At 74.3% G+C, this 14467-nt stretch carries 10 protein-coding genes and 1 riboswitch; of the genes, 7 read left to right on the forward strand and 3 right to left on the reverse strand.

Translation table 11 applies throughout. The annotated features are described in order from the left end of the window. Positions 1-183 precede the first annotated feature (183 nt). Positions 184-1695, forward strand: coding sequence for a glutamate synthase subunit beta (locus tag AB0442_RS07325; RefSeq protein WP_366161291.1), 1512 nt, complete (start codon positions 184-186; stop codon positions 1693-1695). A gap of 185 nt (positions 1696-1880) precedes the next feature. Here the strand turns inward: AB0442_RS07325 and AB0442_RS07330 are convergent, their stop codons facing one another. After that, on the reverse strand, positions 1881-2792 hold the full coding sequence (locus AB0442_RS07330; protein ID WP_366161293.1) for a LysR family transcriptional regulator: 912 nt from the start codon (positions 2790-2792) through the stop codon (positions 1881-1883). Positions 2793-2888: 96 nt separating this feature from the next. Here AB0442_RS07330 and AB0442_RS07335 point away from each other — a divergent pair, with 96 nt between their 5' ends. From AB0442_RS07335 to AB0442_RS07355, 5 genes are all read left to right on the forward strand, one after another. After that, positions 2889-4328, forward strand: a complete 1440-nt coding sequence (locus AB0442_RS07335; protein ID WP_366161295.1) for an MFS transporter — start codon at positions 2889-2891, stop codon at positions 4326-4328. A gap of 79 nt (positions 4329-4407) precedes the next feature. Continuing rightward, entirely contained in the window at positions 4408-5109 is a 702-nt protein-coding gene (locus AB0442_RS07340) for a hypothetical protein (protein WP_366161297.1), read from the forward strand. 492 nt (positions 5110-5601) lie between these two features. After that, a riboswitch (cyclic di-AMP (ydaO/yuaA leader) is annotated at positions 5602-5752 on the forward strand. A 1-nt stretch (position 5753) separates the two neighbouring features. After that, a complete protein-coding gene (locus AB0442_RS07345; protein ID WP_366161299.1) occupies positions 5754-6905 on the forward strand; it encodes a transglycosylase family protein in 1152 nt (383 codons plus the stop codon). Positions 6906-7376: 471 nt separating this feature from the next. Next, on the forward strand, positions 7377-8600 hold the full coding sequence (locus AB0442_RS07350; RefSeq protein ID WP_366161301.1) for a glycoside hydrolase family 6 protein: 1224 nt from the start codon (positions 7377-7379) through the stop codon (positions 8598-8600). 406 nt (positions 8601-9006) lie between these two features. Then, positions 9007-10374 carry an endo-1,4-beta-xylanase gene (locus AB0442_RS07355; RefSeq protein ID WP_366161303.1) on the forward strand — a complete coding sequence of 456 codons (1368 nt, stop codon included), beginning with the start codon at positions 9007-9009 and terminating at the stop codon, positions 10372-10374. Between the two features lie 101 nt (positions 10375-10475). On the opposite strand, the gene AB0442_RS07360 is transcribed toward AB0442_RS07355, so the two are convergent. Continuing rightward, on the reverse strand, positions 10476-10916 hold the full coding sequence (locus AB0442_RS07360) for a GNAT family N-acetyltransferase (protein WP_366161305.1): 441 nt from the start codon (positions 10914-10916) through the stop codon (positions 10476-10478). Between the two features lie 300 nt (positions 10917-11216). Here AB0442_RS07360 and AB0442_RS07365 point away from each other — a divergent pair, with 300 nt between their 5' ends. Further along, on the forward strand, positions 11217-12221 hold the full coding sequence (locus tag AB0442_RS07365; RefSeq protein WP_366161307.1) for a hypothetical protein: 1005 nt from the start codon (positions 11217-11219) through the stop codon (positions 12219-12221). Between the two features lie 256 nt (positions 12222-12477). Here the strand turns inward: AB0442_RS07365 and AB0442_RS07370 are convergent, their stop codons facing one another. Further along, entirely contained in the window at positions 12478-14313 is a 1836-nt protein-coding gene (locus tag AB0442_RS07370; protein ID WP_366161309.1) for a cellulase family glycosylhydrolase, read from the reverse strand. Between the last annotated feature and the right edge of the window lie 154 nt (positions 14314-14467).

Genomic DNA, 14467 nt, shown 5'->3' on the forward strand with positions numbered 1-14467 from the left:
GCCCACTGTCCAAGCCGGGCGGGCGGGCGTACGGTGGCCACACGGCACCGTACGCCCGCCCGCCCGGCTGCGACCGCCGACCCGCGCTCCCCCGGCCCCGCGCCCCCCGCTCCTGTGCACCCCTCTTGCCCGGCCCTCCCCGCCCTGACGCCCGGCGGCGAACCGCACCGCTGGAGGCCGACCATGGCCGACCCCAAGGCGTTCCTGAACACGCCCCGGCTGCTCCGCGCCCGCCGGGCGGTGGCCGCCCGGGTGCACGACTGGGAGGAGGTCTACCAGCGGCGCGCGCTGCTCCCGATCATCAGCGGCCAGGCGGCCCGGTGCATGGACTGCGGGCTGCCGTTCTGCCACCAGGCCTGCCCGCTCGGCAACCTCGTCCCCGAGTGGAACCGGCTGGTCTCCGCGGACGACTGGCGCGACGCGGTGGAGCGCCTCGGCGCCACCAACAACTTCCCGGAGTTCACCGGCCGGCTCTGCCCCGCCCCCTGCGAGAGCGCCTGCGTGCTGGCCATCAACGCCGACGCGGTGACCATCAAGAACGTCGAACTCGCCATCGCCGACCACGCCTGGGAACACGGGCTGGAGCCGCCGCGGCCGCCGGAGCGCCGCACCGGGCGCACCGTCGCCGTGGTCGGCTCGGGCCCCGCCGGGCTCGCCGCCGCCCAGCAGCTCACCCGGGCCGGCCACACCGTCACCGTCTACGAACGCACCGACCGGCCCGGCGGGTTGCTGCGCTACGGCATCCCGGACTTCCGGCTGGAGAAGCACCGGCTCGACCGCCGGATCGAGCAACTGCGCGCCGAGGGAACGCGGTTCCGCACTGGCGTGGCCGTCGGCCGGGACCTCCCGGCGGACGAGCTGCGGGCCGGCTGCGACGCCGTGGTGATCGCCGTCGGCGCCACCGCCTGGCGCGAACTCCCGGTGCCGGGGCGGGAATCCACCGGCATCCACCAGGCCATGGAGTACCTGCCGCTGGCCAACCGGGTGGTCGCGGGCGACCTCGACCGGTCCCCGGTCGACGCCCGCGGGCGGCACGTGGTGGTGATCGGCGGCGGCGACACCGCCGCTGACTGCGTCGGCACCGCGCTCCGCCAGGAGGCCCTGGACGTAAGACAGTTGGACATCCACCCACGCCCGCCCGAGGACCGTCCGCAGACGCAGCCCTGGCCCGTCCACCCCAAGGTCCACCGGGCCACCACCTCGCACGAGGAAGCGGCCGAGCTCCGCCCGCCCGACCTGCCCGACCCGGACATCCGGTCCTACGCCTCGGCCACCGTCCGCTTCGACGCCGACGCCCGCGGACAGGTCTCGGCCGTCCGCTTCGCCGACACCGAACCGGGCGGTCGGGCCCCGGTGCCCGGCGCGGAGCACGCCCTCCCCGCCGACCTGGTGCTGCTCGCCCTCGGCTTCGCCGGCCCCGAGCACGACACCGGCCTGGCGCAGCAGTTGGGCGTCGGCCTGGACACCCGCGGCAACCTGGCCCGGGACGACCGCTTCGCCGCCGGGCCGGACGGCGTCTTCGTCGCGGGCGACGCCGGCCGCGGCCAGTCCCTGGTCGTCTGGGCCATCGCCGAGGGCCGCGCGGTCGCGGCCGCCGTCCACCGCTACCTCACCGGCCGCGACGAACTCCCCTCCCCCGTCACTCCCGCCGACCACCCCATCACCCCCGAGGACGTCCCCCCGCTCCCCGCCTGACCACCACGCCCACGGGCTCAACCCGCCAGAGCCGTCGACCACCAGGGGCATCAACCACCAGGGGCGCGTGTGGGCACCTCCCGGCCGAAGGCTGGGGGAGAACTGCGCAGTCCGGGAGTGGTGCTCCTGACGGATCCGGCTCTCCCCTGGTCCGCACGGTGGCCAACCTCCGAATCCCGGCTCCGTCAAAGCCCCTCGCCGGCCAGGCGCTCGCGGATGCAGCCCCGCAGCCACGCGTGCGCCGGGTCGGCGTCGTGCCGCGGGTGCCAGGCCAGGCCGAACGGCAGGGCCGGCAGGCCGAGCGGGATGTCGACCGTCACCAGTCCGAGCGCCTCGGCGAGGCCGCGGCTGCGCGTGGTGGTGAGGCCGACCAGGTCGGTGCTCCGGAGCACGAAGAGTGCCGCCGGGTAGGTCGCCACGGTGCCCACCACCGTGCGGGAGAGGCCGAGTTCGGCGAGTGCGGTGTCGATCGGTCCGTGCAGGCGGCCGCGGCGGGAGACGCCGAGGTGCCGGCCGGCTGCGAACCGTTCCGGGGTCGGCGGCCCGTCGAGCAGCGGGTGGCCGGGCCGGACGACGGCCAGCATCCGGTCCTCGTAGAGCTGTTCCACCCGCACCTCGGGGGCGGTGGTGTCGATCACCCCGACCTCCAGGTCGGCGGCGCCCTCGCGCAGGGCGGGCGCGTCCACGTGGCTCTCGCCGAGGAACCGCAGGCGGACGCCGGGCGCCTCCGCCGCGGTGCGGGCGAACAGTGCGGCGGCGTGCGCGGCGGCGAAGGCGTCGTGCGCGAGCACGGTGAACGTCCGGTCGAGGGTGCGCAGGTCGACCTGCCCGGCGGCGCTGAACAGTCCGCGGGCGCGCTCCACGACCGCCCGGACCTCCGCGTGGAGGGCCAGCGCGTGCGGGGTCGGCACCATCGAGCGGCCGGCCCGGACGAGCACGGGGTCGCCGAGGGCCTTGCGGATCCTGCCCAGGGTGCGGCTCATCGCCGGCTCGGAGAGGTGCAGCCGGGCCGCCGCCCCGGAGACGCTGCACTCCTCCAGCAGGACGTCCAGCGCCACCAGCAGGTTGAGGTCCATTCCGGATTGCACTGGACGCATTCCTCTCTTGCGAAACATGCACTGGAAGCAATCCAAGCATCCGCCTAGCGTGGACGGGAACCCAGACGCCTCCGCTCCGGAAGGAGCCCGTCCGTCATGTCCGAGAACGCCCCACCGGCCCTCCGCCGGTCCACCCTCTTCGCGATGTGCGCCTGCGTGCTCGTCGCCCAGAGCATGGTCGCCGCGATCAACCTGATGATCCCCCAGCTCGCGGCCTCCGCCCTGCACCCCTCCCCCGGCGCCCTGCTGTGGACGGTCGACGCCTACGTCATCGTCTTCGCCGGGCTGCTGATCCCGGCCGGCGCCTGCGGCGACCGGTGGGGGCGGCGGCGGGCGCTGCTCGTCGGCCTCGCGCTGTTCGCCTCCGGCGCCTGCCTGAGCGCCGCGGGCGGCTCGCTCGGCTCGGTGGCCGCGCTGATCGCGGGCCGCGCGGTCTCCGGCGCCGGTGCCGCCCTCGTCATGCCCGCCACCATGGCGGTCCTCGTCCACCTGGCCGGCCCCGAGCGGCGTGTCCAGGCCCTCGCCTCGTGGACCCTCGCGGTCGGGCTCGGCGGGCTGGCCGGCAACGTCGGCGGCGGCCTGACCGCGCAGTTCCTGCCCTGGCATGCGCTGTTCTGGGCGATGGTGCCGCTGTCCGTCCTGCTCGCGGCGGCGGTGCTGCGCACCGTCCCCGAGCTGCCGCGGCACGCCGCCGCCCTCGACCCCACCGGCTCGGCCCTGCTCGTCGCCGGCACCGCCGCCGTGCTGTACGGCATCATCGAGGGCCCTTCGCACGGCTGGCTCTCGGTGCCCGTGCTGGTCGGATTCGCGCTCGGCGCCGCCCTGTTGGCGGCCTTCACCCGGTACGGCCTGGTGGCGCGGCGGCCGCTGGTCGACCCGCGGGTGTTCCGTTCGCGGCGGCTGCGGGCCGCGGTGCTGGGCACGGCGGCCTCGTTCTTCGGCCTGTTCGCGCTGTTCTTCGTCAACTCGCAGTTCCTGCAGTACGCCAAGGGCTACTCGCCGGCCCGGACCGGTTTCGCCATCGTGCCGCTGACCGTCGGCATGGCGCTGGTGCCGCGGTTCGCCGGGCGGCTGCAGGCCCGGCACGGGGTGCGGTGGGTGGCCGGCGGCGGGCTGGCGCTGATCGGCGCCGGGCTGCTGGGCGTCTCCACCGCGGGCCCGGGCACCCCGTACCCGGTGTACGCGCTGTGGCTGCTGCTGCTCTCGGCCGGCATGGGGCTGTCCGCCCCGGGCCTGACCCACGCCGTGGTCTCCGAACTCCCGCCCGGGCAGGCCGGGCTGGGTGCCGGGCTGAACACCGCGGCCCGGGAGCTGGGTGCGGCGCTCGGCGTGGCCGTGGTCGGCACGGTGCTCGCCTCCCGTACCGGCGGCGCGGCCCACAGCTCGGCCGGGTTCACCGCGGGCATGGCCACCGGGCTCCGGGTGGTCGCCGTGCCGGTGCTGCTCGCCGCGCTCGCCGTCCTCGCCGGTCTGCGCGGCCGGCCGGCCGCCGAGCGGCCCGTTCCCGCGCCGGCGCCCGCCGCCGAGGCGGCCTGACGGCTCGTACGGCCCCGCGGCCGGGGCGGTGGGGCGCCCCACGGGGCGCCGGCTCCGGCCGGTTTGCCACCATGCGGGCATGACCCTCATCGTCTCCGTGGCGGGCGCCGGTTGCGGCTGTGCGCCGCGCCGCGCCTGGTCCGCCTCGCCCGCGCCCGCGTGGGCGGCGGCCGCCGGAACCGCCCTCGCCCGCTGGCCCGATCCCGACTGCGCCGAGTCGCCGTACGGGGGGCGGGGCGTCGCGCAGACCGACCGGATACCGGTGGCCGGCGAGGAGCGAATGCTCGGGCTGGACGGCCCGCTGCTCGTCGAGGGGCCGTTCTGGTGCCTGTTCTCCCCGGCCGCGACGGCGCTGAACGGGGTGTCCGACGACCCGGACGGGCTGCCCGAGCACGCCCTGGTCCGCTGCACCCCGCTGGCGGTGGCCGACGTCCGTCCGGGCGGTGCCCGGGTGCGCGTCGCGGTCGAGGAGGTGGTGCGGCTGACGGAGGTGCGGGAGCGCTGGGCGCCGTCCTCGGCCGGTTCGGTCGCGGGCCTGTTCCCACCGGAGGGCGCCTCCGTGGACCGCTGCAGCGTCCGCCGCGGTGCGCTGCGGTACGTGGAGTGGTCCGCCCAGGGCGATCTGGGCCGCCGGGCGGTGCTGTGGGAGGGCGACGGCCGGTCGGTGCTGCTGATGTACGCCGAGTGGTCCTTCGACGAGGACGACGTCGCGTTCGGCCACCGGCCGCTGACCGCGGCGGAGGCCGCCGACGTGCGGGCCTGCTGGCCCGCGGAGGGCTGAACGGACACCCGCCGCACGATCCCCGTTCCGACACGAACGGACGGCCGCCGCGGGCGCCCGGCGGACCCGAACCTTCCGTTTCGGCCCGCTCCGGCCCCTCGGTTCGTGCCGTGATCGCCCCGGCGGGGCCCGGCGGCGGACCCGCCGAGCCCCGCATGCGTGCATTTTCGGCCGACTTCGCCGCCCTGCCGCACGGAAATGCCACCGGGAATTTCCCAGGGAATTTCCACGGAATTCGTCCGATCCGCGCCGCCGCGGACACGTCAGGGCCGCTGCCGCCCCCCGCGACCTGCGACGCGGCCCGGGCGGGCGGTGGCGCGTGGGGCGGCGTGCGGCCGAAATGCACGCATGCGGCACCGAAGCACTCGTGATGATTGTGTGATGTTCGGGATGCTGGCTTGTTATCGCAGTGATGATCCCTCTAATGTCCACCTCAGCCCGACAGCACGGGCGCCCGAGGCGCGGCACGCCGAACCCTGCCCACCGCGTCGACCGGGTCACCGACCAGACCCTGGGCAGGGACGGGGGACCCAGTTTCGACGCCGCCCCCACACGGCTAGGGGTGAAGCCGCCTCAGTGCGGCCGGGCCACCTCCCGGTCCGAACCCGACAGCTCACCTCGCAGGCGTGCGGAGAGGGAACTCGATGGGTTTCATCGGCTCGGGCCGTCACCGCCGCCCCACCCAGACCGAGCGCGCCGTCGCGGCCGCAGGTGTGGCAGGTGCGGGTCTGGCGATCCCGCTGCTCACCGCGACGGGCGCCCACGCCGCCCCGGTCACCACCTGGGACGCGGTGGCCCAGTGCGCCAGCGCGGGCAACTGGGGCAAGAGCGTCGGCAACGGCGAGTACGGCGGCCTCCAGCTCGACCTGCGCACCTGGGTCGCCTACGGCGGCGACAAGTTCGCCTCCACGCCCGACCGGGCCACCAAGGAGGAGCAGATCGCCGTCGCCGAGCGCGTCCTCGAGGACCGCGGCGCGAAGGCCTGGGGCACCTGCGGCAAGTCCGCGGGCCTCACCGGCGAGGGCAAGCCGGAGACGGTCGACCAGGACTCCCGGGGCGACCAGGGCTCGACGGCGCCGACCGCCACCACCGCGCCGACCGACCGCGGCGCCTCGGCGCCGGTCTTCACCGGCATGCAGGGCCGGGACGCCAGCGGCGTCTACTGGTACCTGGTGGACGGTCAGTGGTACTGGACGACCAGCCAGGAGATCTACGACTACTACACCGGCCCGGCGGCCCCGACCGCCCAGAGCCGGTCCACGGCGCCGGGCCGGGCCACCACCGCGCCGGCCTCGCCCACCGCGCAGGGCAACGCCACCACGCCTCCGACCATCGACCCGATCACGGGCCTCCCGGTCACCCCCGACCCGACCGGCGCCACGACCGCCCCGGTGCCGGGCACCACCACGGCCCCCGGCACGCCCGCCCCGGGCACCGCCGCACCGGACGCCGCGCCCCCGGTCATCGACCCGATCACGGGCCAGCCGGTCACCCCCGGCACGACCACCGCGCCGGCCACCACCCCCGGCACACCGGCCCCGAGCACCACCGCGCCGGCCACCACCGGCCCGGGCACCACCGCCGACCCGGCCGCCACCACGGCCACCCCGGCCCCGCAGGCCACCACGCCCGCCGCGCAGCCCGACACGTACACGGTGGCGGCCGGCGACACGCTCTCCGACATCTCCGACAAGAACAAGCTCGGTGGCTGGAAGCAGGTCTACGACGGCAACGAGGGCACCATCGGCCAGGACCCGAACCTCATCAAGCCGGGCCAGGTCCTGAAGATCAAGTAACTGCGGCACCGCAGGCGCACCGACGCCGGCGGCCCCGGGACACTCCCGGGACCGCCGGCGTCCTGCCGTTCCGGCGCCGGATCCGGCCGGCGCCGGGCGGTCGGGGGCGACCCCGAAGTCAACCATCGGCGTTCACATCGATGAACGATGGTTCCATCCATGGCCATACCTGGGCGCGGAGCCGACAACACGCCAACGCCCGTGACGCAGGGGAACATTGATCGCAGCGCGCCTCCGCGCCGCCCGCAGGCCCCGGCAGCGGGTTCAGCGGAGTGAACGACCCGGCCGCGGCACCCCGAGAGCGCCCGGAGCCCCGCCCGCATCCCGGCCGGCGCCCAACCGACCGTCCTGCGCGGAGCCTTGACGCGGCGGACGGGTGCGACTAGAACTTCCCTCGCGCTTGGGAGCGCTCCCACGAGTCGCCCGCACCCTCGCCCTGCGCAGCCCGTACGCCAGCCCTAGGAGCCGCACGTGTCCCGCCCCCGCCGTCGAATCGCGGCCGCGAGCGCCGCCGTCGCCGCCGTCGCGGTCTGCTGCCTGCCCGCCACCGCATCCACCGCGTCCGCCGCCCCCGGCAGCGACCGGGCCGCGGGCCGGGCACCCGGCCCCGGCACCAGTTTCTACGTCGACCTCGACAGCAAGGCCCTGCACCAGGCCGCCGCCGACCTCAGGGCGGGCGACCGGAACAACGCGCTCGCCATGGCGAAGATGGGCTCGTACCCGGTGGCCCGGTGGTTCAACGGCACCGCGACCCCGCAGGAGACCACCACCGCGATGGCGCAGCTGCAGGCCAAGGCCGCGCGGCAGCACCAGACCCCGGTGGTGGTGGCGTACAACGTGCCCGGCCGGGACTGCTCGCAGTACTCCGCCGGCGGCGCCTCCGACTCCGCCGAGTACGCGGCCTGGGTCGACGGCCTCGCCCGGGGCATCGGCGACCGCCGCACGGTGGTGGTCCTGGAGCCGGACGGCCTCGCCCTGAGCCCCGCCTACTGCGGCGGCACCGCCCAGCAGCAGGCCGACCGGCTCGCCGAGATCAACGGCGCCGTCGACCGCCTCGCCGAGCAGCCGCACGCGGCCGTCTACCTGGACGCCGGCCACAGCGCCTGGCAGTCCACCGGCACCATGGCGAAGCTGCTGGTGGACGGCGGCGTCGAGCGCGCCCAGGGCTTCTTCCTCAACGTCTCCAACTACCAGCGCGACGCCGACCTGGTCCGCTACGGCACCCAGGTCGCCAAGTGCAGCTGGTACCTCTCGCACACCCCGGGCGCGGTCGCCGACGACTGCGCCAACCAGTACTGGCCGCAGGCCGACGCGGACGCCTGGTACACCGCGCACGTCCCCGCCGACGCGAAGCTGCCGCACTTCGTGGTCGACAGCAGCCGCAACGGGCAGGGCCCGTGGACGCCCACCGCGACCTACCCGGACCCGCAGACCTGGTGCAACCCGCCGGGCCGCGGCCTCGGCACCCGCCCGACCGCCGACACCGGCACGCCGCTGCTGGACGCCTTCCTCTGGGTCAAGGTGCCGGGCGAGTCCGACGGCAGCTGCACCCGCGGCACCACCGGCGGCACCGACCCCGAGTACGGCGCCGCCGACCCGGCCGCCGGCGCGTGGTGGCCCGCCCAGGCCCACACCCTGGCCGCCAACGCCTCGCCCGCGCTGGCCTTCGGCCTGCCGGCCGGCACGCACCGCTGACCATCCCCCCATAGGCGGCCCCGGACCCCACCCGCCGGGCCGCCCGCCGGGCGCCGCACGCCCCACTGCACCGCTGCGGCGCCCGGCCCTTCTGCATGCCCACACACGGGCGAAAGTTTTCGATACCGATAATGCCGCTCCTGGCCGCACTCGGCCAGAACTACGACATGACATCTCGTCAGACTCCGTTGTCAGCATGCCCGGAAGCCCGCCATCGCCTGATAGAAACTTTCGACAGTCAATTCGAAACACAGTATTGACCAGCATTCGACAACAAGGACATACTCGTCGGCGATCGACCTCCCGCCGCTGGCCGCGTGGCGGACGCACAGCACCGCAACAGGTCCCACCCAGCCTGTCCGGACGAGCCCCACGGCCGTCCGGCCGACGGAAGAAGAGGTTGTCGATGATCCACCGCTCCCCCGGTGCCCCGGGGCTGCTCCGCCGCGTGCTGCTGGCCGGCACGGCCGGCGTGCTCGCCGCGGCGGGCCTGGCCGGTGCGGCCGGCACCGCCGACGCCGCGAGCACGCTCGGCGCGTCCGCCGCCGCCAAGGGCCGCTACTTCGGCACCGCCGTGGCCGCGGGCCACCTCGGCGAGTCCGCCTACGCCAGCACCCTGGACACCGAGTTCACCGCGGTCACCCCGGAGAACGAGATGAAGTGGGACGCCGTCGAGGCCACCCGCAACTCGTTCAACTTCGCGTCCGCCGACCAGATCGTCGCCCACGCGCAGGGCAAGAACATGAAGGTCCGCGGCCACACGCTGGTCTGGTACTCCCAGCTTCCCGGCTGGGTCGGCGGTCTGTCCGCCACCGACCTGCGCACCGCGATGAACAACCACATCACCCAGGTGATGACGCACTACAAGGGCAAGATCTACGCCTGGGACGTCGTCAACGAGGCCTTCCAGGACGGCGGCAGCGGCGCCCGGCGCAGCTCGCCCTTCCAGGACAAGCTCGGCAACGGGTACATCGAGGAGGCGTTCCGCACCGCCCGCTCCGTCGACCCCAACGCCAAGCTCTGCTACAACGACTACAACACCGACGGGCAGAACGCGAAGAGCAACGCGGTCTACGCGATGGTGAAGGACTTCAAGCAGCGCGGCGTGCCGATCGACTGCGTGGGCTTCCAGTCGCACTTCAACAGCGCCTCGCCGGTGCCGAGCGATTACCGGGCCAACCTGCAGCGCTTCGCCGACCTCGGCGTGGACGTGCAGATCACCGAACTCGACATCGAGGGCTCCGGCTCGGCGCAGGCCGCCAACTACGCCAACGTGGTCAACGCCTGCCTGGCCGTCACCCGGTGCACCGGCATCACGGTGTGGGGCATCACCGACAAGTACTCGTGGCGCAGCAGCGGCACCCCGCTGCTGTTCGACGGCAACTACGGCAAGAAGGCCGCGTACACCGCGGTGCTGACCGCACTCGGCGGCTCGGGCGGCGGGGACGGCGGAGGCGGTACGGGCTCGGGGTCCTGCACGGCCGCCTACAGCCTCACGCAGAGCTGGAACGGCGGCTTCAACGGGCAGGTGACGGTGACGGCGGGCAGCACCGCGATCACCTCCTGGACGGTCACGGTGACCGTCACCCCGCCGCAGAAGGTGTCGGCCACCTGGAACGGCTCACCGAGCTGGGACAGCAGTGGCAACGTCATGACGATGAAGCCCAACGGCAACGGCAACCTGTCCGCCGGCGCGTCCACCAGCTTCGGCTTCACGGTGGCGTCCAACGGCAACACCACCGCCCCCAAGGTGGGTGCCTGCACGGCGGGTTGACCCCCGCCACCGGCACGGCGGACGGCACGGCGGCTCCCCGGCCGCCGTGCCGTTCCGCGTTCACCCGGGCGCAGCGCCATGTCGGCGGGCCGCCACCCGGTTCAGGGCAGGAGCAGCGTGAGGAAGGGCACCGTGTCGCCGGGCAGCAGGTACTCCTCGACCTGGACGAAGCCCTGCGCCAGGGCGAAGGCGACGCCCTCGGTGTTGGACGCCAGGACGATCGTCTCGATCCGCTCGGCGCCCGTCGCGCGGGCCCGTTCGAGGCACCGGCGGTGGATCGCCGTCCCGATGCCCCGGCCGCGGTACTCCGGCAGGACCCGGGCGATCACGGTCGCGGCCGGTTCCTCCGCGGTCGGCGGGCGGACGGTCGAGCATCCCACGGGTTCGCCGTCGAGGCGGGCGACCTCCAGGTGGTAGCGGTCCGCGTTCCGCCGCACCTCCTCGAGCGAGAGCGGTGCGGTCGGGATGATCACGTTGTGGACGTGCCGCCAGGCCTCGATCGAGGCCTCGCCGTCCACCGGCCGGATGTGGAGATCACTCATGGCGGCAGCCAAGCGGCGGCTCCCGTGCACCGTCAACCGTGTTTCCCGGTGACCGATCCGGCTCGTCGGACGACGCCCTCGGCGAGGCGGGCGGCCACGGTCCGGCCGGCCGTCGCAGTGGTGCCGCAGTCGGAGGAGACCGCGGAGGCCCGCGCGGCGACCTCGGTGTCCCCCGGTCCCGTCCGGCACCGGAGTCGGCAGGTCGGTGGGTGCGGGCCCGGTCTCGTCGAGCAGGAGGCACGTGCGTGGAGGCGGGGCGGCGGGGCGGCGGTAGCGTGACTCCCCGTGCTTGCGCGATTGATGAACAGGATCAGCCTGCCCGCCGAAGTGGGCCGCGTTCGGCCGCTGGCCGGGGGTGGCTGGTGGGTGACGTGCCGGGACGACCCGCAGCATGCAGTCGTCCTCGACGACCGGCTCGCGGAAGTCCGCCGGCTCCGCGTGCCCCTCCCGCCGGACGTCGCGACCTATGCCGTCTCCCCTGACGCCGGCCTGCTGGCCGCCTCCGGTGAGGACAGTGTCCGGGTGTCCGGCACGAACGTCGACTGGAGTCGGCAGCACGGCTCGTGGAGCGACTTCCCTCCAGGACTCGGTGCCTGCGCGTTCTCACTCGACGGCACCGAACTGTGGGCCACCGTGCGGCCGGTCGACCAGGACGAGCCGGACGACGAGGAAGACCTCGACGACGAGGACGAGGACCTCCACGGGGAGGAGGGCGGGGGAGGCTGGGGCGACGAGTGCTGGGTCCTCGACGCCGCGACGGGAGACGTCCTCGCCCGCACGTCCGTGGACAGCGAGATGTCGTACTCGCAGCTCCTGGCCCACCCCGACGGCCGCCACTTCGCAGCCGTGGTGAGTGAGGGTCAGGACGGGAGCTTCGGGTACTGGGTGCGTCGCGACGGGAACCGCCTGATCAAGACTCCTACCGACCTGACGGGCCGCCGCGACCGGTTGCCGGTGGCCGTCGCCCCCGACGGCCACCACTACCTCAATCAGGGCTGGGCCACCCTGTCCACCCACTCCTTCCCGAGCGCGGAACTCATCGCCGAGCGCCCGGCGGCCGATGTCCTCCTCCGGGGACGGCCTTGGAATTACGTCTTCGACTACTACGACCCGTCCACCGTGCTGGCCACGCTCACCGACGACGGCCGCGCCACGGCCACGGTGGTGCTCCGGGCACCGTCCCTCGAACCGCTGGGCGAGGTCGAGTACCCCGTGCCGACCCGGCCCCGGGCCCTCGTCTCCGCGGGTGACGGCAGCTGGCTCACCGTCGAAGGCATCGATGTCGTGCGCTGGTCCCTCGGTTAGAGGTCGTTGGCGTACTCGTCGAGGTCGTCGCCCGTGGCCACTCTCGACGACCCGCAACCGTGGTCGCGCACGGCGACGGCGCGAGCGGCTGGTTCCCGACCGGTGTCGAACGCCGGGCCGCCGGACGCCGCTGACCGCAGCGCCCGGTGCCCGTGCGGGCATGGGGTGACACCGCCGCCCGGGAGTGCGGGCTCCTGGGCGGCGGTGCCGTGGCCGGGCGCGGAACGGGGGTCAGGTCACCGGTCCGCGCCACGGGTCAGGAGGTGACGGTGCAGGTCGGGACGGCAGTGGCGACGGCCCCGCTGTCGGTGCGGGTGGCCTGGACGCCGAAGGTGGTGGAGCCGGCCGGGGCGATCACCCCGTTGTAGGAGAGGTTGGCGGCGCTGACGGTCTGTCCGCTCTGCTGGACGTCCGCGCTCCAGCTGCTGGTGACCTTGAGTCCGGTGGGCCACTGCCAGACGACCTTCCAGCCCTTGGTGGCGGCGGTGCCGGTGTTGGTGACGGTCACGTTGGCGGTCAGGCCGGCGCCCCAGTCGTTCAGGGTGAGCGCCGCGCTGCAGCCGGCGTTGCCGCCGGAGCCGGCCGTGGTGGCGGTGACGGCGGTCGAGGCGGCGGAGACGTTCCCGGCCGCGTCCCTGGCCCGCACGGTGTAGCTGTAGGCGGTGGCGGCGATCAGTCCGCCGTCGGTGTAGGCGGTGGTGGTGCTGCTGCCGACCTTGGTGCTGCCGCGGTAGACGTCGTAGCCGGTCACGGCGGTGTCGTCGGTGGCGGCCGTCCAGGAGAGCGAGACGCTGCTCGCCGTGGTGCCGGTGACGGCGAGCCCGGTCGGCACGGTCGGTGCGGTGGTGTCGCCGCCTCCGCCCCCGCCGCCGGTGCCGCCGAAGCCGGGCGCCTTGATGTCGGCGAGGTAGCCGTCCTTGACGGTGTTGACGGTCGTCCAGTCGTCGTTCAGGATGCCGCCGGTGTCACCGGAGTTGGGGTTCCACGACCAGAACGTCCAGCCGAAGCTGTCGGCGCCGTACTGGGCGGTGGGCCGCAGGTACTGCACCAGGGCCTTCAGCCACTGCTGGTCGACGGTGGACTGCAGGGTGGTGCCGAACTCGCCGACCCAGACCGGGGCGATGTTCTGCTTGAAGAGGTAGCCCCAGTTCTTGTCCCAGACCCCGGGCATGTTGGCCGGGAAGGCCGGGTCGGAGAACCACGGCTGCTGGGCGACGCTGGTCGCGTAGTCGTGGGCCGAGTACACCACCCGGTTGGCGACGCCGAGTTGGACGGGGTACTGGCCGGCGCCCTGCAGGTTGCCGCCCCACCAGGTGGAGCTGCCGTTGAAGGTCTGCACGCCCTCGACGAAGATCAGCAGCTTGGAGTTGGCCGAGAGGACGGCCTCGCCGCCGCGCTGGGCGGCCAGCCGCCAGTCGGTGGCGGTGTCGCCGCAGCCCCAGCAGGCCGGGTCGTGCGGCTCGTTGTGCAGGTCGATGCCGACCACGGCGGAGTTGCCGGCGTAGCGGGCGGCGATCGACTTGAGGTTGGCGAGCCAGGTCGACTCCGGGACGGCGGCGGTGTACCAGAGGGCCGACTGGCCGCCGGAGTCCGGGCGGTGCCGGTCGAGGATCACCTTGAGGCCGGCCGTACCGGCGTAGTTGACCAGCTTGTCCATCACCTGGAGGGAGTTGAGCCCGACCAGGTCGGCGTTCATGCCGCCGGAGGTGTTGATGCCGGCGGGCTGGGTGCCCTTGAAGATGTCGTCGCTGTACGGCAGCCGGACGGTGTTGTAACCGAGCGACCTCATCTGGTCGATCATGCTCTTGTAGTCGCGGCTCCACAGGCCGTGCGCCACGTAGTTGCCGGTCTCGAAGCCGAACCAGTTGATGCCGGCGATCCGGACGGGCCGGTCTGCCTCGTCCAGGATCTGCCGGCCGCTGGTGTGCCAGTACCCGGCGCCCGCGGAGGCGGTGGCGGCCGGGGCGGCGGGGGTGTCGGCGTGCGCGGCCTGAAGGCCGGTCGGGGCGGCGACGACCGCGGTGACCGCGGCGAGGGCTGCGGCACCGCGGCCGAGCCGGCGGGTGAGGCGCCGGCGCAGCTGAAGGCGCATGGGTCTGGTTCCTCTCTGGAGGCTGTCCGGGCGCCGCCGCCGGGGGAAGTCGGCGGTCGGGCGCGCGGCGGGTGGGGGCGGTCCGTGGTACGAGAGTGCCGATGCCGGCACCCCACCATTGCGGGAGCGCTCCCACAGTCAGGGCTGTACGCCG

Source organism: Kitasatospora sp. NPDC085895, assembly GCF_040702125.1.
In the GTDB taxonomy this organism is placed as follows: domain Bacteria; phylum Actinomycetota; class Actinomycetes; order Streptomycetales; family Streptomycetaceae; genus Kitasatospora; species Kitasatospora arboriphila.